Source organism: Paenibacillus amylolyticus (genome assembly GCF_001570725.1).
GTDB lineage: Bacteria > Bacillota > Bacilli > Paenibacillales > Paenibacillaceae > Paenibacillus > Paenibacillus amylolyticus_A.
Genome location: NZ_BCNV01000006.1, coordinates 37,769 through 60,554, shown reverse-complemented (window position 1 = coordinate 60,554; position 22,786 = coordinate 37,769). Strand labels below are relative to the sequence as shown.

Here is a 22,786-nt window from a genome sequence, read left to right as displayed (position 1 = left end):
AAAATGAATTAATTATTCAATAAATTATAATAAATGTAATTCTAATCTTGTGTTTTACAGTGGTCAATCTCCACATAACAAAAAACTCACTCCCCTTTCAGGAAGTAAGTTTATAGCAACCAACAAATTTCTGATTTAATAACTACAGACCGCCGCCTCCATGCACGTGGAATAATGCTTGAATAGGTGACACATCGTCGAAAGTAACCAATTGACTAACGTTAATAACAATAAAGCTAAGCAAGATTAAATGCAGGATTTTCTTTTTTATCATAATAGCTCTGAACCTCCATCATTATTAATTTATACTGATGCTCAATTTCAGCATTTGCTATATTTCTATATCTCTCATATAACGCTACACAATGGATAATGTCTGTTTGATTTTTTATTTTGACGGCTTCTTCCAAACAATTCATCAGCTGCCTCATACCTTCTGGATACTCACAACGGTTGAGATGATAGATAGTGCGTTCAAGTAAGAACGTGATGTACATATCTAATTCCACCTGTTCAGTATATCCCTTTAATCGCGTAACTTCTGAATTAATCTGATCGCTGAACTTGTAAATGATATCATCAATATTATGATCAAATTTATTAGCCGCCTCCAAAATATTTATCATTGCTGGCAGCAATTCCATTTCATTTTGCTCTATATAATTCACGTAAGCCGGCAAAACACCTTGATCGCCCATCATTAACTTATATAGATAGCTATTTGCTTCCGTCCAACCCTCGAATTTATCAATATAAATCTGATCTTCTTCATCCGGTTCAGCAATTTTTGTAAGACTGGCGTAGAGCTCTGTATATTGTAGAGCTTCTTCGTAGCGTCCTTGTCTCTCACATGCGGAAGACTTCAGCAAATTTGAATATGCTCTATATACAAACAAAGGATATGCCGTTATCCGATCACTTTTATCCGTTTTTTTCTTTGTGTAGGATTGCAAAATTTTAGTCTTCTGCTCTAGATCTTCAGCCAAAGTGAATACCTTGTCCCAGTATCTTAGAGCCAAGTATGTATTCGCCAGGTCTTTTATCGCATCCAGTTGCCGTTCCTCATCCAGCCGATTAATATACGGTTCGAAATGTACGGCCGCACGAAGATTCTCATGCTGGTCCTGACCGAGAGATAGCGTAAAGATGCGATACTGACACAGAGCCAGACGTTCCGAGTGCTGGTATTTCTCACATTCCGCCACACATTCGTACAACATCCGTGCAGCCTTCGTCTGTCCACGCTCAAGCATGCCTTCCGCCATCTCGAACAACTCCGAGATATACGAGCGATCATCCGTCACTTGCTGGATAACCTTCTGAATACATTCCAGCTTGTCCAATTCAGCACAGCGCTGCAGGAACGGCTCCAGTCTTCTCCAATGGGGTGCCGATTCCACGAAACATTCAGCCCCATAGACCTCGTAGAAATACCCCTCTTCCAGCTTCATGCCTTGGGTAATCAAATCCAGTTGAGCCATAGCGATGGGCCGAGTTCCCTTAATAATCGCACTAAGCGTTCCAGCGTTAACTCCCGATATATCGGCAAAATACTGCAGGGTATATCCCTGTTTCCTGATGTAGTCCTCAATATATGAGCGTATCGTAGTTGTAGGTTCCATGTATCCCACCTCCACAATGAAAATCCATAATTTTGAATTTATATGATAAGCACAATTTTAATCCTAAATTTTACAGCGGTCAATAAAAATCGTGGCAATTTCCTTCACATATATGCAAGGAAGCCTGAATATCCCTGCTTATAGAAAAAATCCATTAGAAGAATCCGTGAGAACGTGATACATTTAATCCAACTTACATATCCTACTATTTCAATAGGATTATACGACACAGATATTATCAATTCAGTTCAAGGAGAAGGTCAGATGAAATTTGCCTTGTTTAGTCTCATGATGAATCTGCCTAATGCAGTAACCGGGGAAGCTCTGACGACTCAACAGAAATTCCACAATATATTAGAGCAAGCGAAGCTGGCTGAACGACTGGGATTCGATGCCTATGGAATCGGTGAACGACACGGCGCGCCTTTTCTATCTTCCTCGCCACCTGTCGTATTAACCGCAATAGCCGCAGCAACCACACGCATCCGGTTACTAACCACCGTCACTGTTCTTAGTATACTTGATCCGGTCCGGGTTGCCGAGGATTATGCCACGCTGGATCAATTATCGGGCGGACGGCTGGAGATGATCATCGGGAAAGGCAATGACCCTCGGCACTATCCGCTGTTCGGCATAAGCGAAGAGCAACAATGGGATTCACTAGATGAACGCTATCATCTGCTAAGACGGCTGTGGTCTGAAGAAAATGTAACCTGGCAGGGAACGTATCGCCCTCCGCTTGAGGGAGTGACCACGTGGCCAAGGCCGCTTCAGCAATCCATCCCGATCTGGCACGGTAGCGCGTCCAGCACGGTCTCGACCGAACTCGCTGCCAAATATGGCGAGCCGCTCTTCACGTCGAACTCTTTTCACCCTCAGGCCAAATACAAAGCGTTAATTGATCACTATCGGGAGCGCCTCGATTATTATGGTCATGATCCGCAGCAGGCAGTGATTGGCTCCGGTGCCGGCAGTCTCTACCTTGCCGATACCGGTGAAGAAGCCATCCGACGATATAAGCCGTATTATGAAGCGTTCCATGCCACCGCCGCCGCACAGCATAACCAGTCTCCCTTCACCGATCTGGAGGACAACATCGCACGAGGGCCCGCGTTGATCGGTAGTCCGGAGCAGGTCATTGAGAAAATTCTGGACTATCATGCCGCTTACGGACATCAGGTGCTGAGTATCAGCGTAGATGGACTGACGCATAGCGAGCAGCTGGAGCAAGTGGAGCGTTTTGCCAAGGAAGTGGCCCCTGTATTACGCCGAGAACTGCCCAGTTCGGTATGGAATGAACCCCCGGTGTTAACCCAGCACTCATCCTTCCTTTCCTCTAATGCTACAGATTCATGGCCCACAGCCATCTCACCTATATTCCAGGTTTAGTTGCCCCGTACAATATACACGAGTTCCTTCCAGGGTGATTCCTACGAATCGCCCTCTTCCCTCTTCCTCCCACTTGTTTCGTCGCTCTCCCTATACCTACTTGGACTGAATGCCTTCAAACAAAGAACGGAGCAACACATCTACAAACGCATCATCCATCGCTTCACCCGTCACTAACATGCGATAGAACACCGGCCCGTAGATCAGATCAATGTACAATCCAATGTCTATCCCACTCTTCAATTCGCCGCGCTCTACACCCTTCTCCAGAATTCCCCGAGCTTCACGCCGACGTGGTTGGATGTATCGTGTACGGTACTCTTCGGCAAGCCCTTCATCCGACTGCCCTTCTCCAATAATCTGCGTAATCACCTTTCCTTCCCGACTGGTCAAAAAACGAACCAGATTACTCGCATGTATGCGTATATCTTCCAATACCGAGCCTGTATCTGGTACTGGCAATCTTGCCGTTGCAGCAGACATATATCCGTCCATGATGACGGCGCCTTTGTTCGGCCACCACTTGTAGATGGTGGCTTTGCTCACCTGTGCACGTTCAGCAATTTTTTCAATCGTAACTGTCCCGAAGCCGTGCTCCAACAACAACTCATACGATGCTGTAAGAATGGCATTCTGGGTTTCCATGTTACGCGGACGTCCTCTTTTGGCAGTCATTTTAAGCCCTCCTGGATGCAAATCATATATAGCATCATCAGTAATATTCATAAAAACGATACGTTCATTATACTAAACTGCGATAAGTACACACAATTCCATCCTCCGCTACCTTTTCGTTTTCATTTAAATTTTCTTCAGAAATATGTAGTGTCTATTTACAATACTATACGTTTAGTTTATTATATGTTTGTAATTAGTGAACACATCGTTTAGTAATTAACGATTTTATTATGAACTGTTTATAGGGAATATCAATTTATAACTGTGGAGGATGATTACGATGGATATGAGACAACAAGTGAAGCAGGCACCTGTGCCCACCTGGATTATTTTTTTGCTGGCCTCAGCTTGTGGATTGATTGTGGCAAATCTGTATTATGCTCAGACCGTTATCGGACCGATTAGTATTACAACGGGTCTGTCTTCTGCCGCTGCCGGATTGATTGTGACGTTAACACAGATTGGCTATGTCATTGGTTTGTTATTCATCGTGCCGCTCAGTGACATTACTGAGAATCGACGCCTGGTCGTGCTTTTCCTCAGCGTACTGGTCGTTGCCCTGATTGCTGCGGCTTTATCGCCCACGGCTGTTGTATTTCTGACTGCCTCTCTATTCATTGGCATAGGTTCTGTTGTCGCTCAGATTCTGGTGCCCTATGCGACATATCTTACATCCGAGGAACAACGCGGACGGGTTGTTGGCAATGTAATGAGTGGTCTGTTGCTGGGCATCATGCTGGCTCGTCCTGTCGCAAGCTTTATCACCAGTCTCTTCGGATGGCAGACAGTCTTTGTATTCTCCGCCATTGTTATAGCACTTCTAATGCTACTTCTGTCACGTGCTCTTCCTGCTCGCCAGCCTGAACCCACCTTAAAATACGGTCAATTAATCGTGTCCTTGGGCACACTGTTCAGAACGATGCCTCTGCTGCGCCGCCGGGCGTTCTATCAGGCCAGTCTGTTTGGTGCTTTCAGCTTGTTCTGGACCACGGTTCCGCTGAGACTGGCTAACGATTTTGGCATGTCACAGCAAGGCATTGCCTGGTTCGCTCTGGCTGGTGTCGGAGGTGCTATTGCCGCTCCCATTGCCGGAAGACTGGCTGATCGCGGGCTAACGCGTATTCTGACGGGTGTTGCCATGGTGATCGCTGCTGCTTCGTTCGGTCTTGCATATGTGTTCCAGAGCCACTCCACGTTTGCATTGATTCTGCTTGTGATCGTGGCGATCACACTGGATATGGCTGTCTCAGGAAATCTGGTGCTAGGTCAACGCATTATCTACTCGTTAGGAAGTGAAGCGAGAGGGCGCGTGAATGGCATATTCATGTCGATCTTTTTTGTCGGCGGAGCTATTGGGTCATCTCTTGGAAGCTGGTCTTATGCTAACGGAGGTTGGAGTCTCACATCGCTGATTGGCCTAATCATGCCGCTGCTCGCTTTGGTGTATTACTTTACGGAAAAGAAAGCCGTAATCGTCAGCAATGAATAGAATGAATATATCGTTCATTCGAATAACGGAGTAAGGGCAGAGCTAATCATCAAGATTAGCTCTGCCCTTACTGTTGTAATACCCACTTGGCTTCCCTGTGACAGGAAGTTATCACTATGATTAAGATGGATACATTTGCGTATTAGGCTTTACTGTGAAGGGTAACTTGGTACCCATCTGGGTCGGCAAATGTAAAGGTTCGCCCGAATGGCCCATCTATTGGGGCAGATGTAATCTTTACACCTGCTGCAACAAGCTTGTCGTGGATGTCTTGCGTATCAGGAGCATGCAGCCACAGAGCGACACCAAGTCCTGGCTGAGCACCTGAACCGAGTTCTGTTCCTGGCAATAGGTCACGCAGAGCAAATGCAATAGGTTTTGTTTCAAAGACCACAGCATGAGGTGGTCCCGCCTGTGAGCGTACCAGTCCGAGATAGTTTTGATAAAATTCGGCAGAGCTTTCAAGATTGCTAACCTGAAGTGAAATGAAATCCGGTCCAATTGCTGACATAATGTAATGTCCTCCTTCGTATTTGTATATCTAAATCATACAAGGCCGCTCTTGCCAACAGTATGTCAGTAGTGTTCTTTCTTTTTTTCAATTTTTTCGATTTCTTCTCTTACTCGGTTTTATTTTTTACACCAACACGTTCAGATGCGTAGTCGCATCATACTCGACCAATTGCTTACCGGCATGCAATTTCTGCACCAGATCGGGATTTGCAATAAATGGTCTGCCGAATGCAGCCAGATCTATACTTCCCTTGCCAATAGCGTGCTCCGCAGTCTGAACATCCAAATCCCCCACACCAATGATGATTCCGTCCCACAGACTTCGAATCCGCTCGTGAAAGGACTGCTCCCCTTCCCACGCTTTCGTATATTGATCTGTTGAGGGATGCAAGATCGTAATTCCCGTCTCGCGGAACAAATTCAGATATGCATCGATCATTCCAGCTTTGTCTGCCCATGCATAGGATGCATCATCATCCTTTTTCTCAGAGAATCGTACCGATATGCGATCCACACGGATCTCTTTTTTCACAGCCACAATAATATCTCGCAGGAACCGCAATCTACCCGCAGTGTCGCCTCCATATTCATCTGTTCTGTGGTTGGTCTTCTCATTGATAAACTGGTCGATCAGATACCCATGCGCAGCATGCAGCTCGATCCCGTCGAACCCTGCCAGAACCGCATTGCGGGCGGCCGTCTGAAAATGCTCAATAGTATCCGCTATATCCTGTGCACTCATCGCTTTAGGAACCTGATACAGCTTATGAAGCTTATGAACTCTTCCCTCTGCCGCAAGGCTGGTGGGTGCCAATGGAGTCGTTCCGATTAGATCGGAGTGGGACAACCTGCCCACATGCCATAGTTGAGCAATAATCGTGCCGCCATGGCTGTGAACAGCATCCGTCACCCTTTTCCATGAAATCGTCTGTTCATCTGTATATAAACCAGGGATGCCGTAAGTTCCTTTGCCTGCCAGATTCGGGTTAATGCCCTCGGTAATGATCAGCCCCACGCCATCTCGCGCACGCTGCTCATAATACGCCACCATCTCATCCGTCACGGTCCCCTCCTGATCATCAGCAAATCCTCGGGTCAACGGCGCCATCACCATTCGGTTCCTTAATTGCCACTGATGAATCGTCACCGGGCTTAATAATGTTGAACGTGTATTCATGTTATCCATGTCATATCCCTACTCTCTTCGTCATTATGAATATTGTAAGGCGGCTCTGATATATCGTAAAATGATTGAAATATATAGATGTATCTCTCATAGAGATACCTAACATCAGAATTTGCAGAAGCAATTGAAGTTAATCCACGTTCAGGAGGACATAGCATGGAACTTTCCGATATCGATATTGTTCTCGCGGTGGCACGTTCAGGCAAAATCTCACAGGCCGCCAAAGAACTGAATTACGCGCAATCCAATGTCACCACACGCATCAAAAAACTGGAGCAGGAATATCAGATACAGCTGTTCAACCGATTTCCCAAAGGCGTTGTGCTGACCTCCAAAGGAGAACAGTTTGTTGAGTACGCCACGCGCATTCACAACCTTTTGCACGATCTGAAGCAGGATATGACCGATCCCGGGGAGCCTTCTGGCACGCTGAAAATCGGCATTGTGGAAACGGCGGCATCCAGCCGCTTTATGGAGATTCTGAATGAGTATCAAATAACCTATCCGAAGGTATCCATCTCACTCGTCAACGCCACTTCACCCAAAGTACTGCGCAAGAAAATACAGGACTATGAGATTGATGGTGCTTTTATTAGCGGGGCTTGTGTGAAAGAAGGTTTGAAGGTGGAATACGAGATGCAGGACACCGTTCATATCATCTCCAAAAAGACAGACGCACCACCCGAAAGCCTGTGCCAAGTATCGTGGGTTGTTTTCCCCGAGGGCTGCCCGTATCGTGAAATGACCGAAGAATTTTTGCAGGAAGAGGGGCTGTCCGCCCGTAATATCATTGAAGTTAGTACGATGGAAAACCTGCTTAGCTGTGTGGAGTCTGGAATTGCTTTTACCATTATGCCGTGCAGCGTTATTCACAAGAAACCGAATGATTTCTCCGTATTCGATCTGGCAGATCGTTTTACACATACCACGACAACCTTTGTCCGCGGTGAGGATCGTTATGTCAGCAGTGCGCTGGACCAATTCATGAAGCTGCTGAATCAGAAGTGCATTACGTTTTAAGAGTGCAACCTATACCACAACACCATCACACGGAACATTGCCTTCTTACGCATTACTTAGATGGGGACAGGGGTGCTGGTTGCAAAACAAAAAAAACACTCCGAAGAGTGTTTTTTTTGCGTTATTTTTTCCCTCTATATCATATTCAACTAGCGCTTACTCCACCTTGAATCTTGCGGCCGATTCGGCCAGCTTTTGCGTCAATTGATCGATCGTATCGACCATGTTCGCCAACTGCTGTACCGTCGAAGACTGCTCCATCATGGTTGCCGTTACCTCTTCAACCGATGCAGATACCTGCTCTCCTGAAGCCGACAAGCTATGTGCTGACTCCAGTACGTCGTCCTTGTTCTGCAACATCTCTTGCATCTGTCCTGCCATCGTGGCGATCTGTTGATTAATGACCGTCACCTTCTCCAAAATCACATCAAACGCCTGACGGGTCTGAATGACAAGCTCATCCTGCCTGGACGAGATCGTGTGAATTTCCGCAACACTTTGGTTGTTCTCGGCGACATCGGCCAGGTTCTGTTCGATAATGCTAGAGATTTCCTTGGACTGGCGGGAACTCTGCTCTGCCAGGTTGCGGATCTCTTCGGCCACTACCGCAAATCCTCTGCCATGCTCTCCAGCCCGTGATGCTTCAATTGAAGCATTCAATGCAAGCAGGTTCGTCTGCTTAGCGATCTGGCTGATGGCTTCCGTGATCTGACTAATACTGCCCGAACTGGTTTGAAGTTTGACGGTAATCTCAGAGATTTTCTCCACTTCCCGTTCGTTCACCTCATTGATACGCATCAGTTCATTGACAACTTCATTCCCGTTGTGAAATACATTTTCGATCTCATCCGCTCTTGCCTTCACATCCTGTGCACTGCTGTTCATGGCAGCCACTTTATCGCCGAAGCTGTTGAATTTGCCTGCAATCTGCTCCGTATCTTCCGATTGGGCCTCCATCGCCTTCGCGATCCCCATGGACGTCGCCGATGTTTCATCAATGGATCTGGCCGTCTGTCTGGATGTCTCCTCCAGCTCCTGCGTGCTGGCCTGAAGGACATGAATCGAACTATTCATATCGGTAATCAGGATCCTGTTTTTCTCCACCATGCCATTGAAACTCTCAGCCAGATCCTTGAATTCGCTGTTATACTTGCCGTCTGCTTTTACGGTCAGATTCCCTTCGGCAAGTTGCTTGAACAGACCTGTAAGGCGAATGACTGGTTTCGTTATATTACGAGATATGAGCAACCCAACAAAGATTGCCAGCATGATTCCGATTGCAGTAACGACCAGCATCTGTTTGAACATATCCTCCACCGGGCGTCTTATATCATCATAATCGTCAATAATCACCACAGAGAGATCTGCACCCGGAATCTGATTAATACGATAGTAGGTACCGTCTCGATCCATCGAAGTGATTTTCACTTTGTCGGTGGCTCTGGCTTCGATAATTCCCATCGCGTCTTTATCCTCTTCCAGCGTTTGTCCCACAACGGAAGGGTCTATTGAATCATACATAATGATGCCGCTCCGGCTCAGCACTTCAACTTTGCCTTGACCATTGATCTTAATGTCTCCGAGTTGCCCCAGGAAAAAGTTGCTATCCACCGACATGGCGAACACACCCAGTATATTCCCCTCATCATCGATGATGGGCTCCGAGAATGCAATAATTAGCTTCTTGCTAGTCTTTGAGACGACGGCATCACTGATGAAGGATTTCCCTTGGATAGACTCCTTGAAGTATTCCCGATCTCCCCGTGACTGCCCAATCACTTCCGGCATGGTTCCCGCCACCATGATTCCTTCCTTATCAAACACGAATAGGTCCGGCTTGGTGCCGATCGTGTCAGATATACTGTCGGTAAGAATCGTATTCGCTCTATTGAAGTATGGATTCTCATCTGTGAAGAAGGTCTCATCTGTCATTTCATTGGTATTACGCAAATCCAAGAGTTCTTTGAAAGTACTATGTACGGATATGGCATGACTCAATTGTTGCTGAAGTTGCATCGCTGTCCAGAGCCCTTCCCCAAGGCGGTCAGCCAACACGTTAATCTCATCCTTGCTTTTCCTGACCACAACATCAGATGAAATCATGTAACTCGTGGCCGTGGTCCCGATCAGCACCACAATTACCAGAAAGCTAAGCATAATTGGTAGCTTAATTTTAAGCGACACATTTTTGATCCTATACCCTATCCCTTGCTTTTCCCCCGTTTTCCCCATTTCCATTTCTCCCCACTTCCCTGAACCATCTCCATCTGATCGATGTATTTACTTTATCGGAAAAAACAATATTAGAATTGATGTATTAGATAAAAATTGCCACTGTTTTTCTGTTTTTATATTCTGAAAGCATAAAAAAACTGCCTGTCAGATCGACACGATCCATCTCTGGAATGGATGTTGCCGTTATCTAACAGACAGTTTTCAGATTATACGATGAATATGGATGAAGCTTACTTACGCAATCTCCGGGAACTCAAAGCGTGATGACCATTCTGAAGGAATGTACTGCGCGTATTCTTCATCTGTTCGATCCGTCGCTCAGCCAGACGATCTGCGGCAACATAAGTTGCGATGCCTTCGGTACGTGAGCTTTCGAATATTTTCTCCAGATTGGTATAGATCTCTCCGATCTTGCTCCACGCCCGATCCGCGTTGTAACCATTCAGCTCATCTGCAATATTGATCACACCACCAGCATTGATGACGTAGTCAGGCGCGTATACGATGCCCATATCATACAGTTGATCTCCATGACGGGTCTCCAGTAGCTGATTATTAGCACAGCCCGCTACTACCTTTGCCTTGAGCGTCTTAAGCGTATCGTCATTAATCGTGCCACCCAGCGCACATGGTGCATAGATATCACAATCCTTACCCGTGATGTCTGCGGGATCTACAGCGGTCGCGCCGAAGCGATCCACAGCCTGCTTGACCGAGTCCTTATGGATATCCGTAACGATCAGACGTGCACCTTCCTCATACAGATATTTGCATAGATGCATCGCGACATTGCCCACACCTTGGACCGCTATCGTTTTGCCTTCCAGCATATCTGTTCCAAATGCTTCTTTGGCTGCTGCTTTGATCCCGCGATATACACCCCAAGCCGTTGCAGGCGATGGATTCCCGGATGAACCATAACTTGCCGAGATGCCTGTTACATAATCAGTTTCCTGATAGATCAAGTTCATGTCTTCTTCCGTCGTTCCCACATCTTCAGCCGTGATATAACGTCCATTCAATCCTTGAATATATCGGCCAAAAGCTCGAAACATCGCTTCGTTTTTGTCACGCCGCGGATCTCCGATGATAACGGTCTTGCCGCCGCCCAGATTGAGGCCGGATATCGCATTCTTATATGTCATACCACGGGCAAGGCGCAGGGCATCTTCAATGGCTGCTTCTTCTGAAGCGTAAGTCCACATCCGTGTGCCTCCCAGCGCAGGGCCGAGTGTTGTGTCGTGTATGGCGATAATTGCTTTTAACCCTGAATTTCGATCCTGGCACAGAACCAGTTCCTCATAATCGTGATGCTCCATTGCTTCAAACCAACTCATGTGCTAACCGTCTCCTCCAACCATTTTTGCGATTCAATCGCAGTGTTCTCTATTTAATTACCATCCTCTATTGTACCCATGAATACCCAGTTTGTGCAAAATCACATCGCAATGTCAGAGAAGCATCGGTTCACATTTTAAGAAAGGATCTCGACCACATTAATTGGATGCAAATCACCGTCCACAGCGAATGAGGCCTGCCCCGTCTCCTCAGATACAACCAGCACAACCGCATCCGTCAATTCACTTAGTCCCAATGCCGCCCGATGACGGGTGCCGATCTTTCGTTCATGCACTTCTGCCTGCGACAATGGCAACACATTCCCCGCGGATACGATCTGATTACCACGAATTAGCACAGCCCCATCATGCAGAGGCGCACCAGGAATGAACAGCGATTCCAGTAGCGCATGCGTCACTCTCGCATCCACCGCCACCCCTGAATGAATGATCGACTCCAACGGAATTTCGCGTTCAATCACAATCAGCGCACCATATCTCCGGTCCGATAGATGTTGTACGCTCGATGTTAATTCGGCAAATTTCTCGGTAAAGGGTGACAGATAACAATCCAGATAAAACGAAGATGCGAGCACCTCGATCTGCTTGATCTCCGCTCGAATCTCTGCAAATTGTCCCAACAGACAGGCACTGTCATTGTCAAACCGGGATAACGTCAGGTTCATTCGATCCGCCACACGATGGAGGTCCGCCTTGAGCTTCTGTCTCATCGAAGAACTGTCACAGTCTGCTTGCCGATTCATCCCTCGTCGCCTCCTTTTTTGGGTTGGACCTGTTGTACCTCGCACCACATCATTAGTACCCATAACTTCCCCTTCGGAGCAGGTATTTATGCAATGGCAGCAAGGCTGTATGAGCTAATTAAGGTCTTGATTGTAACGGGTATAGCAAGCAAAAAAGAGCCTGTCCGCAAACCTTCACGGTCAGGCCCTATTCGCATGATGATTTGATGTTTACCTATTTCACTTATTGAGCTTTCCCGTATGAACCTGCCTTAAATGTAGTCGGGTCATACCACTTGTACCCTGCTGCGGGTGCAGCCCATGGCTCAAGTTGTGGCTCGGTCGATGCAGACGGAGCTTCCATAGGAAGCAGGCTTGTTGCCGTATCCAATGTCAGTCCTGGCACTTGTGCAAGACTAGTATAGCTCTCTTTGACTGCGAGCCATTTCACGGTATTCACGAGGAAAGTAGCATCATCCACTTCTTTGAATCCATCATAAGTCTTCTTGGTAGCGCCAGTCTCTTCACGCAAATATTTCGGAGTAGCGTCTTCTACAGGGGAAGAGTCGCCGATAAATGCGGCTTTGCCCGCACCAATCTTCGCGATGGCAGCATAAGCTCCTTCAGCTCGTCCACCACCATTGTATACGCCCTGATCCACGGCATTCCCCCACTTGGACACACCACTTGGTACGTACACCAAGCCTTTGGCCTTGTTCGGGTCCATAATTGCAATGGTCGATCCGGCATGCATGGCTACAGAATTAACGCCAGCCGTAATGCCGAAGGATTGTGCAGGTGCAACGATATCCGATGCGTTCACATCGCCGAGAGCATTGTAGCGGAAACGAACACCAAAGTTCGTCGCCAGCCAATCGGAGCTAATCACACCCTGCATGGCAGGTGATTCAGCTTCAGCCGAAGACATGCCTTTGGCTGGATTCAGAAAGGCACCACGGCGATAACCGTTGAATACTTCGGAAGAATCCCAGCGATTTTTGTTGCGGTCTGCATTATAGTGATCGGAGATGAAGAAGATACTTCCTCCGTTCTGTACATACTGCACCAGCGCAGCCTGCTCAGTCGCCTTGAACGGCACGTTGGCTTCGCCGATGACGAAGACGTGGTAATCTTTCAATTTATTATAGGTGATGGCTTGCTCACCAAATGTATACGGGATACTGCGTTCCAGCTGATCCACGGCAAAGCCTGCGTTTCGCAGACCATTGGCAAAATCCGAAAATGCTCCGTCAATAATCCAGTCGGCAGCACCTGCTGTCTGGGCATGGGTATTATCGAACAATACTTTCTTGCCAGTACCATCCGGCAGTGTTGTACCTGGGTTCGGTTCTGGATCAGGATTGGTTGTTCCGGAGGAAAGCGCGATGGACGTTGGGTTTTTGACTCCTGCATAGCTGTTGTAGGCACCTAAGGTTCCGGTTACGATGATCTTTTTACCTACAAGACTCGGATTGGAAGCCAGTCCATATTGCGAACGGAAAGATGCGGGAACTTGTACATCCAATAATCTGGCGTTGGTTCGCTCTGATGCTGAATCTGCAATCAGAACATTAAAATCATTGGCATACGGAGATGTAAACTTGGCTGTAAGCGAGCCGGTAGCATGTCCAACAATGATCCCTTCAACCGTTGCCGTTCCTCCACCGCTCTGGGCAGCGATGGCCTGAGATACCGTAAGTGGTGCTGCAGCTTGTACCGGACTTTGCGAACCCGGCCCGAGCAATGCGGTTGCCATCATGATAAAGACCAGGAATGCCCCGATCCAGTGCTGCCATAACGCCTTCTTCATATTCCCTTTCTCCTCCTCCAAATTACCTGATAATGGGTTATCCTCCTTTAATTTAATTGTTCATATGATGAATTCCTCTATATTTTTGTAAATTTTATGAAAAAGTTTAGAAGTTGAGTCTATTTGCCCATACTGATGATCATACCTTACATATGTCGAAGGAGTAGATGATAGATTATGACGAAGCTTATATTTTTAATACCTTTGTTGATTGTTCCTCTAATTATGGCTTATGTTGCACTTCGTTCTCGGATGGTTACCCGACTGTTCCATATTGTTGCGCTGCTCTGCTTTTATAGTGCGGCAACGGTCATCGCAGGTGATGTGTATGCGACCAATGCCCATATGACCACATTCACCACCGAGATTCACCATTTCCTGCTGAATGGCTGGTTCCTGTATCCGGCTGCATATCTGGGTGTATACCTCCCCTATGTGCTGTGGATGAGCCTTTTTTCAGAAAAAAGTTGAATTCATTACGGACTTGGGATTGCATTTTGCCATCGTTCATTGCATAATGAGTATATAACTGTGATAATGATTATCATTCTTGAACTTGTCTCTATGTACCTGTCTACTGCATATGATTTTACGATTTTATAGATAAAGGGGAACGAACATCGAATGAATACACCTCTGCAAAAGGCTGACCTGCAGCTTGACGATTACTTGGATCTTCTGAACCTGGCAACCAATCTGGGTGATACGAAATGGCAAAAGGAAATTATTCGCAAGCTGGCGTATACGTATCCCGCAGTTCAATGTAAACAACCACAATAGCATTCCACATACATCATAGATCTACATCACATCATGGCTCATGACCGATTCATTCGTTGAATCTGTTGTGGGCTATTTTTGTTGTACAATGTACATTAAGTTATCAGAACACGAAGGAGTGAACAACGATGCAATTGGAGACGGATAGATTGATCATCCGGGAGATTCTGGAGACCGACTGGGAGAGAATTCATGCCTATACCTCCATGACGGAAGTTACACAGCATACAGCATGGGGACCGAATACGGAAGAAGATACACGGGCATACGTGCAGTTTGTGTTGGACACACAGCAGGCACAACCACGAGAGGGCTTTGAACTTGCGATATGTTTAAAAAGTGACGGGACTCTCCTTGGGGGAGTGGGTATTCACGTTATGGAGAAAACCAATGCAGAGATCGGTTACGTCCTCAACCCTGCTTACCAGGGGAAAGGTTATGCCGCCGAAGCAGCCCGTGCTTTACTGGGTTTCGGTTTCAACGAACTTGGCATTCACCGGATTTATGCCAAATGTCGACCGCATAACACGGCTTCGGAGAATGTCATGAAGAAGATTGGTATGCAGCGTGAAGGTCTGCTGCGGGAGCACTGGTTCTACAAAGGTTCCTTTCATGATTCGTTGCTCTATTCGATTCTCGCCAGTGAATATGGGGCAACCAATGAAGACCAAACGTTACATATGTAATTCTTCGTATTCTCCGCGCACACCAAAAAGCTGACACCACCGATACGGATGCCAGCTTTTTCTTACTCTCCGTAACGACCCCAATCGCCAATGGAGGTGAAGCCTCGGAACACCCGGACAAGCTAACTTACAATCGGCACAGCTCTGCCGGGCAGCTTGGGAATGTCGGACATCCGCACATGCAGCGCAAGGCTGCCAGATCCCGAATCATCAGTTTGCCGTCCATCATATCCAGCGTACCTTGTTCCTTCCATGCCCCCAGCATCCGCGTTACACTCTCCCGGGTCGCTCCGATCATCTCGGCAAGCTCGGTATGGTTCAGCTTCATGTCTAGCACGATGCCATCCGGTGTAGTCTTGCCATACGAGTTGCTAGCACGGATCAGAGTCGAAGCGAGTGCACCCGCCTTACCATAGAGCAGCAAATCACGGAATCTCGACTGAGTGATTCGCTGCGAAAGTGCCATCCATTGCAAGAATTTCAAGGCAAGGTCGCCATGTTTGCTGAGTATACTTTCCAGGTCGCTAAGCGAGATAATGGCCAGTTCCCCTTTTTCCGCCATCTCTGCACTGTAGCTATGATTCAATCCGCCGATGCCCCCGAATTCACCGATGAGATCGCCGCTTTGCTGAATGGATAAAATAATTTCCTTGCCATCCTCCGTCGACTTGGTCATTTTCACTCGTCCCGAACGAATGTAGTACAGATATCCGGCTTCATCGCCTTCGAGAAAGAGACTATACCCCGACTTCACCCGTTTGGGTTGCATTTTCGCTTCAATCAGGTCCCATTGCTCAGGTGTAACGAACGAAAGGATTCCGCCTGTTTCTCGTGTCATTTTGCCCGCCTCCGTTTGTTTCTGCTCTGTTCTTTGGGTTGTTCTTTCTACAAATACTGTACCCATAACCTTCGTCCCCCTCGGTGATTCCTTATGTATCTATCATATCGCGAAAGTAGCTTCAGGGTTATCGGGGGATTACCTGATCCTTGGCGAGAAACTCCCTGAATTTGCTGTGAGAAAAGTCACATTTCTCCGATATGCCTCATCCTTCGCATTTCTTCAATCCCTTGGTGCACCTGATTCAGAAACCCTCCAATGTCCATGTTCAGTAAATTATAGAACGGAAATAGGGGTTTTCCCTGAATTACAATGTACGAGAAAGGGACTACAATAGAACTAACATCGTAATACCCTTACTTTAAGATGATCCTAGCAAAGGTTAATGATATTGATTCTACTTTACGTACGTTATAATCCGAAAAAGGAAGTGTCCTCTCATGCATGATGAACTGCCATCTGGCATTCAGGAGATGATCGACGGCCTGCGCCTGAACACATCCAGCGACTTCTGCGGACTTGCCTGTCTAAACGGGACGATGCTGCGCTGGAAGTATACCTCTGGGGCTAGTAATGAACGGGTGAAACGCATGGAAATGCGTCCCGGACAAGATCTGGTAGGCACAGCCCTTCGGACTGGACGCACAGCTCGATCTGATGCACAATCCACCGAGGAGCATACACCCGGTCGCTGCCCGTTAATGCTTGCTGAGCGGCTGGTAAGTGCGATAGCGGTACCTGTGTTCCAGGAAGGAAGCGTGCCTGGTGCCGTGCTGCTCGTTGGCAGCAGACTGCCTTGTACCTTCTCACCGGACATGGTCCGGCAGACGGAGCAAGTCGCTCTACATCTTCAGCCGAAGGTGTTTGGATAACGACATCTGTCTTTAATATGGAAGAAGTCTTGTTATTTCCTTAGGGGAGTACCAAGACTTTTTTTATTATAGTTATTCACAGTGGAGCGAGCCTTAGTCTGTTCACCTGTCTTCACTCATCTGTATACATCGACGTCACTTACACAGATTGATATAATCGAGTCCATACATCCATATGTTCATAGATAGTATATACAGCTAAGGAGGCCACAGATATGTTTGTACTGACAAATGCCAGTGTTATTCCATGGGAATCCACACAGCACAACAGTGCCATTTCCATAAAAACGCCTTCGTTGGTTACCTGCACAGCGACGGTGAACTATAGATATGGTAATGAACATGGTGTTTTACATAAAGGGCAGTTACTTTTTCTACATTCCCAGTGCTCACTGGAGCTTATACATATCCCGCCTTCTTCCTTCACCTTGTATCATATCGGTTTTCAGGATTACGCATTAACGGAAGAGAGTCCTGACAAGCGTGTTTATCAGCTTACATCAGTGAACTTACCCTCACATGGTTCGAAGACCGGAGCAAGTCCACAAGTTCTGCGAATGCTCGCAATCATCCAGGAGCTTTCCGAAACGAGGACAGGAAGTGCCCAGACCGAAGAAGCCAGATCCCATTATCTCCTGAGTGAATTGCTTGAATTATTCAAGCTGGCAATTAAACCTTCTACAGAGATGGTAGACAGTATAATTCGTGAAGCACTTCGCTATATTAACCATCATTATGACAGCCATCTCACCCGTGAAGAACTCGCCAGATTAACCGGGTTTAATGCGAGTTACTTCTCCAGGTTCTTTCAAAAACAGGTTGGACGCAGCTTCCAGGCTCACTTGACCCGAGTTCGTATGGACAAGACGAAGCAATATCTGTTGTCCACGAAGGCCACCTTGAATGAAATTGCGCTGCTTGTGGGGTACTCCGATGGTTTATACTTAAGTCGAAAATTCAAGCAGTTTACTGGGATTAGCCCAAGTGAATACCGACTACAGCCCCGCGCTAGACGAATTGCTACCGTACAGTACACAGGAGATCTGTTAGCCTTAGGCGTTCAACCCATTGCCGCCTCATTCCTACCCTGGGCGATGTCACCGCTGATCCAAGACGAGTTGCATGATGTGCTGGATTTGGATGAACATGGTGTGGAAGAAATCCTCCGAACTGAACCACCTGATCTGATCATTGCGCCAGATTATCTATACTATTTGCCCCATAAACTCGAACAACTGGAACAGATTGCTCCGGTTATGGTCCTGCCCTGGGACCAGTTAAATCGACTGGAGACCGTTCAGCTCATCGGACGAATTATAGGTCGAGAGCAGGCTGCCGAAGACTGGATAGAGCATTACACCGCACTGGTCAGCAGTGAAGCTGAACGACTTGGTGCTGCAATCCAGCCTGATGAAACCGTTGGGTTATATGAACTCTGGGAAGATGGCACAATCTGTATCTGGAATGTAACCGCCAGAGCGGCATACAACGTATATTACGGACTCAATCTTACACCTGCCCCCAATATCCTGCGTGACGTTCTGGAATCCCACAATCATCAGTTTATCCAGGAAGATCAATTGACGGATTATGCGGCAAACCATATGTTTCTCGTGCTTTCCTCACATGAAGGTGGTCTGTATCATGATGCACAAGTCAAACTCAGGGAACGAGCATACTGGAACAAGATTATGAATAACGGAAATAGCCGGATATATCCGCTCAAGCTGGAACAATTCTGGTGTAATGATGCGCTGGCTCTGGAAAAGCAGCTTCAGCTTATGGTAGATATCCTGATTCGGGAGAATGGTGAAAAGAACAGGTAACCATTGTCCATGCTCAAGAGGTCACATTTTGAGATGGACGATACTTGTATCCAAAAGCTACGATACTAAGGAGGTTTTATTGAGAAAGATAATCATTATTGATTGGGGAGAGGCAGAATGACAGGGGTTAAATCAAAATGGTGGACTGGGCTTATGTTCCTGGTACTGGTGATTGGAATTATTGGCTGCTCAAGCCAAGCGGATGATACAAGAGAAAATAAACCGTCCTCACCTGTTACTACAGAAGAACAAACGGCAGACAGCACCGCAGAAACGCAGATCATATCCACCGTTAATGGAGACGTTGAAATACCCAAGAACCCGCAGCGGATTGTGACGCAGGGTTACCTCGCTGATTTTCTCGCACTTGGCGTCAAGCCAGTAGGCGCACCGGATTATGAGCTGGAAAGCCCTTATGTGCTTGATCTGATTGAAGGCGTAGCAGACATTGGTCGTATCGATGGCGGTTCAGTCGAAAAAATTCTTTCGCTTGAGCCCGACCTGATCGTCACTGTAGGTGGGGATGAGAAGCTGAATGAGCAATATCGCAAAATCGCACCAACCCTCATCATCCCTTATGGTACATACGACAATGTGCATGAGGAAATCACTGCCTTTGGGGAAATCCTAAACAAACAAAAGGAAGCTGCAGACTGGTTGTCCCAATTCGAAGTAAAAGTGAAGTCAGCCAAGGACTCCATTCAAGGGCTGGTCAAGGAAGGTACAACCTTTTCCAACTTCAGTCTCTTTGGTAAGGATTGGTACATCAACGGAGATGGTGTCAACCGCGGTGGACAAGCCATCTACCAACAGCTTGGACTGAAAGCACCAGACATTGTGCAAAAGGAACTGATTGATCAGGATAAAGATACTGTAACTGTATCCGAGGAGAAACTGGCGGATTATGCAGGTGATTATATTTTCCTCGATTTATCCAATGGAGGTTCGCTGGATGAAACATCACCCGTCTGGTCATCCCTGGACGCTGTGAAGAACAATCGAGTGTTTAAGCTGGATGGGGAACGGTTCTGGCCTTATGATCCTCTTGCCGTGGAAGCACAGGTCCAGGAGATTGCCAATATGATTCAGGAACGTTTCGGCCAAACAGAACATTAAGGTTCAATGTTTCTATCCTACAAGCTGAGAGAAAGAAGCTATTCGGAGATTTAAGCTCTGAATCGCTTCTTTTTTTGTTATGATATAGATAGAACTGAGGAAGCGGACAGGGGGAAATCATGTGATTCAACTATTAGTTGTAGACGACCATGTCGTCGTGCGTTCCGGGCTGATCGCCTTACTCGAAGGAAAGAATGATATACATATCGTTGGAGATGCCGCAGATGGCGATGAAGCCATTGCCAAGGCTCAAGAGTTGAAACCAGATGTGGTCTTGATGGATTTCAGCATGCCACCGGGCAAAGACGGTCTGACGGCTACGGCTGAATTGAAGAAATTGATGCCGGATGTCTCCATTTTGATACTAACCATGCATGACGATGAAGAATATCTGTTCCGCGCCATCCACGCGGGAGCATCCGGATATATACTCAAAAGTGCGCCGCATGAAGAATTGCTTGCCGCGATTCGTTCCGTAGCAGAGGGTAGCGCCTATCTGTACCCCAGTGCAACCAAGCGGCTGATGAGTGAATACCTGGACAAAGCCAAACAGGAAAACGCCGGACCGTATGACACGTTATCCGAGCGGGAGAAAGAGATTTTGTCCTGGATTGCCAAAGGCTATGCCAACAAGGAGATCGCCGAACATCTGATCATCAGTGTCAAAACGGTCGAATCCCATAAAAGCAATCTGATGGAGAAACTTGGTCTGCGTACAAGACCCGAACTTGTGAAGTTCGCCATGAAAAAGGGGTTGCTGAACTTTGAGTAGTGCACGCAAGAACAGACTAAGTGGACTCGCAGACCAGCCCGTACGGCTCCTGCTGAACGAAATCGACAATCATATTACGGATAACGAATTTCGCAGCCGGTTGAAAGGTTCCCTTCATCAACTAAGTGATCTGAAATTTGCTCTGGATGAGTCCTCTATCGTTGCCCTCACGGACCGCAAAGGGAAAATCCAATATGTGAATGATAAATTCTGTGAAATCTCGCAGTATGAGCGCGAGGAACTGATCGGTAAAGATCATCGAATCATTAATTCCGGATACCATGGCAAAACCTTTATGAAAAACCTGTGGGACACGATATCCTCAGGTAAGGTTTGGAACGGGGAAATTCGCAATCGCGCCAGAGATGGCAGCTATTATTGGGTCAACACCACCATCGTGCCTTTCCTCGATAACGACGGTGAGCCATATCAATACCTGGCTGTACGTAGTGAGGTCACCAAGCTGAAATCCGTCGAAGCCGAATTACAGAAGATGATGTCCCAAGTGATGAACATTCAGGAAGAGGAACGACGTCGGATCTCGCGTGAACTGCATGACGGGATTGGGCAGAGTCTCTTCTCTCTGGTTATTCAGATGGACCGACTGCTGGCAGACCAGCCTCAACCGGGTGTTGAAGCACTGCGGAAGCAGGTCACGGGCATCATGGAAGATGTGCGCGGTATGGCATGGGAGCTGAGACCATCCGTTCTGGATGATCTGGGTGTTGTTCCGGCCATTCGGACGTATATTGAGAATTACACCCGTCACTACGGAATCGAAGTCGATCTGGAATGTAATTTGCGCAAGCGACTGGAGATGAATCGGGAGATTTCCATATACCGGATTATTCAGGAAGCCTTAACGAATGTCGCAAAGTATGCCGATGTTTCCGAGGCACGTGTTACTGTCGAAGATGCTGAGGACATGACGATGGTTATTATTGAAGACCAGGGGGCTGGATTCAGCGAAGCAACCGCTGGCAATGGCGTTGGATTGTTCAGCATGGAAGAGCGTGCCCGTGGTGCAGGAGGAACGTTAAGAGTGTCTTCCGAGCCTGGCGAAGGGACCACCGTTACCCTTTTACTGCCCAAGACAGCACAAGCATAACGAATATGCTTCGCATCGTGCTTTGCGCTTCGCTCTAGCTTATTTAACGGCTGCTCGCTATTGGACTACGCGAGTGGCCTTTTTATATTTCCGATTGGTCAAAATAACAAAATGAAAGATCAAAATCGGTTAAATTCAATAATCATGATAAATAGATTGACTTGAGTTACGATTCGTCATTAAACTATGAATGCCACATACACATTGTATGTTCAGTAAAATTTCATTGTTCATTTTATATAGCGAGAGAAAAGGATGGTCAACATGTCAGAGAAACGCTCCTCCAAGGGAGGAGAAATTCCGCAAATGTACAATCTCGACGAGATGGATCGCAAAATCATCGCTGCGCTTCACAAGAACAGCCGGATATCCTATACGGATCTGGGAACACAGATCGGGTTGTCACGTGTAGCAGTCCAAGCACGCATCAATGCGTTATCCGAAAAAGGAATCATTGAACGCTTCACCGTTGTGATCAACCCTGGCAAGGTTGGACTTCAGGTCTCTGCCTTTTTTAATGTGGATGTCGAACCACCCTTCCTGGATGAAGTGGCAGAGAAACTAGACGAAGAACCGGCCGTCACCAGCCTCTATCATATGACAGGCCCGAGTACCCTGCACATGCACGGTATTTTTGCGGATATGGAAGAGATGGAGCAGTTCTTGCTGGAGAAGCTCTACAAGATGCCAGGTATCGTCAAAGTGGAATCACAGCTGTTGTTAAAACGTTATAAAAGCCGGATGGGCATGAGACTCTAGGAGGAAA

General features: G+C 47.0%; 21 protein-coding genes. 12 read left to right on the top strand and 9 right to left on the bottom strand.

Annotation, left to right across the window (positions count from 1 at the left end; all coding sequences use genetic code 11):
• Nucleotides 1-236: 236 nt before the first annotated feature.
• Entirely contained in the window at nucleotides 237-1,622 is a 1,386-nt protein-coding gene (locus tag PAHA3_RS23845) for a helix-turn-helix transcriptional regulator (protein WP_062837168.1), read from the bottom strand.
• A gap of 264 nt (nucleotides 1,623-1,886) precedes the next feature.
• On the opposite strand from PAHA3_RS23845, the gene PAHA3_RS23840 reads away from it, so the two are divergent.
• Entirely contained in the window at nucleotides 1,887-3,011 is a 1,125-nt protein-coding gene (locus tag PAHA3_RS23840) for an LLM class flavin-dependent oxidoreductase (RefSeq protein ID WP_062837167.1), read from the top strand.
• A gap of 96 nt (nucleotides 3,012-3,107) precedes the next feature.
• Here PAHA3_RS23840 and PAHA3_RS23835 read toward each other — a convergent pair whose 3' ends face one another.
• A complete protein-coding gene (locus tag PAHA3_RS23835; RefSeq protein WP_062837166.1) occupies nucleotides 3,108-3,686 on the bottom strand; it encodes a TetR/AcrR family transcriptional regulator in 579 nt (192 codons plus the stop codon).
• Between the two features lie 283 nt (nucleotides 3,687-3,969).
• Between PAHA3_RS23835 and PAHA3_RS23830 the strand changes: the two genes are divergently transcribed.
• A complete protein-coding gene (locus tag PAHA3_RS23830; protein WP_062837165.1) occupies nucleotides 3,970-5,178 on the top strand; it encodes an MFS transporter in 1,209 nt (402 codons plus the stop codon).
• 142 nt (nucleotides 5,179-5,320) lie between these two features.
• Here the strand turns inward: PAHA3_RS23830 and PAHA3_RS23825 are convergent, their stop codons facing one another.
• Together PAHA3_RS23825 and PAHA3_RS23820 are read right to left on the bottom strand one after the other, a co-directional pair.
• The gene (locus PAHA3_RS23825; protein WP_062837164.1) at nucleotides 5,321-5,689 is read right to left on the bottom strand and encodes a VOC family protein; all 369 of its coding nucleotides are present in this window, start codon (nucleotides 5,687-5,689) and stop codon (nucleotides 5,321-5,323) included.
• A 126-nt stretch (nucleotides 5,690-5,815) separates the two neighbouring features.
• Nucleotides 5,816-6,868 carry an oxidoreductase gene (locus tag PAHA3_RS23820; RefSeq protein ID WP_235599552.1) on the bottom strand — a complete coding sequence of 351 codons (1,053 nt, stop codon included), beginning with the start codon at nucleotides 6,866-6,868 and terminating at the stop codon, nucleotides 5,816-5,818.
• A 165-nt stretch (nucleotides 6,869-7,033) separates the two neighbouring features.
• Between PAHA3_RS23820 and PAHA3_RS23815 the strand changes: the two genes are divergently transcribed.
• Nucleotides 7,034-7,897, top strand: coding sequence for a LysR family transcriptional regulator (locus PAHA3_RS23815; protein ID WP_062837162.1), 864 nt, complete (start codon nucleotides 7,034-7,036; stop codon nucleotides 7,895-7,897).
• Nucleotides 7,898-8,053: 156 nt separating this feature from the next.
• Here PAHA3_RS23815 and PAHA3_RS23810 read toward each other — a convergent pair whose 3' ends face one another.
• The 4 genes from PAHA3_RS23810 to PAHA3_RS23795 all read right to left on the bottom strand — a co-directional run bounded on the left by PAHA3_RS23810 (nucleotide 8,054) and on the right by PAHA3_RS23795 (nucleotide 13,971).
• A complete protein-coding gene (locus PAHA3_RS23810) occupies nucleotides 8,054-10,000 on the bottom strand; it encodes a methyl-accepting chemotaxis protein (protein WP_235599551.1) in 1,947 nt (648 codons plus the stop codon).
• Between the two features lie 362 nt (nucleotides 10,001-10,362).
• A complete protein-coding gene (locus PAHA3_RS23805) occupies nucleotides 10,363-11,469 on the bottom strand; it encodes a Glu/Leu/Phe/Val family dehydrogenase (RefSeq protein ID WP_062837160.1) in 1,107 nt (368 codons plus the stop codon).
• A 137-nt stretch (nucleotides 11,470-11,606) separates the two neighbouring features.
• Nucleotides 11,607-12,233, bottom strand: coding sequence for a sporulation-specific diadenylate cyclase CdaS (gene cdaS / locus PAHA3_RS23800; RefSeq protein ID WP_062837159.1), 627 nt, complete (start codon nucleotides 12,231-12,233; stop codon nucleotides 11,607-11,609).
• A gap of 223 nt (nucleotides 12,234-12,456) precedes the next feature.
• Nucleotides 12,457-13,971: a DUF6359 domain-containing protein gene (locus PAHA3_RS23795; RefSeq protein ID WP_235599559.1), complete on the bottom strand. Its 1,515-nt coding sequence runs from the start codon at nucleotides 13,969-13,971 to the stop codon at nucleotides 12,457-12,459.
• A gap of 228 nt (nucleotides 13,972-14,199) precedes the next feature.
• On the opposite strand from PAHA3_RS23795, the gene PAHA3_RS23790 reads away from it, so the two are divergent.
• From PAHA3_RS23790 to PAHA3_RS23785, 3 genes are all read left to right on the top strand, one after another.
• Nucleotides 14,200-14,493, top strand: a complete 294-nt coding sequence (locus PAHA3_RS23790; protein ID WP_062837157.1) for a hypothetical protein — start codon at nucleotides 14,200-14,202, stop codon at nucleotides 14,491-14,493.
• Between the two features lie 153 nt (nucleotides 14,494-14,646).
• Complete coding sequence (locus PAHA3_RS30615; protein WP_167350941.1) at nucleotides 14,647-14,802, top strand: hypothetical protein; 156 nt, start codon at nucleotides 14,647-14,649, stop codon at nucleotides 14,800-14,802.
• Between the two features lie 128 nt (nucleotides 14,803-14,930).
• Entirely contained in the window at nucleotides 14,931-15,488 is a 558-nt protein-coding gene (locus PAHA3_RS23785; RefSeq protein WP_062837156.1) for a GNAT family N-acetyltransferase, read from the top strand.
• A gap of 127 nt (nucleotides 15,489-15,615) precedes the next feature.
• Here PAHA3_RS23785 and PAHA3_RS23780 read toward each other — a convergent pair whose 3' ends face one another.
• A complete protein-coding gene (locus tag PAHA3_RS23780; protein WP_235599550.1) occupies nucleotides 15,616-16,392 on the bottom strand; it encodes a Crp/Fnr family transcriptional regulator in 777 nt (258 codons plus the stop codon).
• Between the two features lie 374 nt (nucleotides 16,393-16,766).
• On the opposite strand from PAHA3_RS23780, the gene PAHA3_RS23775 reads away from it, so the two are divergent.
• The 6 genes from PAHA3_RS23775 (at nucleotide 16,767) to PAHA3_RS23750 (ending at nucleotide 22,779) form a co-directional block, all read left to right on the top strand.
• Nucleotides 16,767-17,198 carry a GAF domain-containing protein gene (locus tag PAHA3_RS23775; protein ID WP_062837155.1) on the top strand — a complete coding sequence of 144 codons (432 nt, stop codon included), beginning with the start codon at nucleotides 16,767-16,769 and terminating at the stop codon, nucleotides 17,196-17,198.
• Between the two features lie 215 nt (nucleotides 17,199-17,413).
• Nucleotides 17,414-19,024 (top strand): AraC family transcriptional regulator, encoded by a 1,611-nt coding sequence (locus PAHA3_RS23770; RefSeq protein ID WP_062837154.1) that lies wholly within the window; start codon nucleotides 17,414-17,416, stop codon nucleotides 19,022-19,024.
• Nucleotides 19,025-19,141: 117 nt separating this feature from the next.
• Entirely contained in the window at nucleotides 19,142-20,140 is a 999-nt protein-coding gene (locus tag PAHA3_RS23765; protein WP_062837153.1) for an ABC transporter substrate-binding protein, read from the top strand.
• 121 nt (nucleotides 20,141-20,261) lie between these two features.
• Complete coding sequence (locus PAHA3_RS23760; RefSeq protein WP_017691068.1) at nucleotides 20,262-20,912, top strand: response regulator; 651 nt, start codon at nucleotides 20,262-20,264, stop codon at nucleotides 20,910-20,912.
• On the top strand, nucleotides 20,905-22,020 hold the full coding sequence (locus PAHA3_RS23755) for a PAS domain-containing sensor histidine kinase (RefSeq protein WP_062837152.1): 1,116 nt from the start codon (nucleotides 20,905-20,907) through the stop codon (nucleotides 22,018-22,020). Before PAHA3_RS23760 ends, PAHA3_RS23755 begins: the two co-directional genes overlap by 8 nt.
• Before the next feature lie 264 nt (nucleotides 22,021-22,284).
• Complete coding sequence (locus PAHA3_RS23750) at nucleotides 22,285-22,779, top strand: Lrp/AsnC family transcriptional regulator (protein ID WP_062837151.1); 495 nt, start codon at nucleotides 22,285-22,287, stop codon at nucleotides 22,777-22,779.
• Nucleotides 22,780-22,786 lie beyond the last annotated feature (7 nt).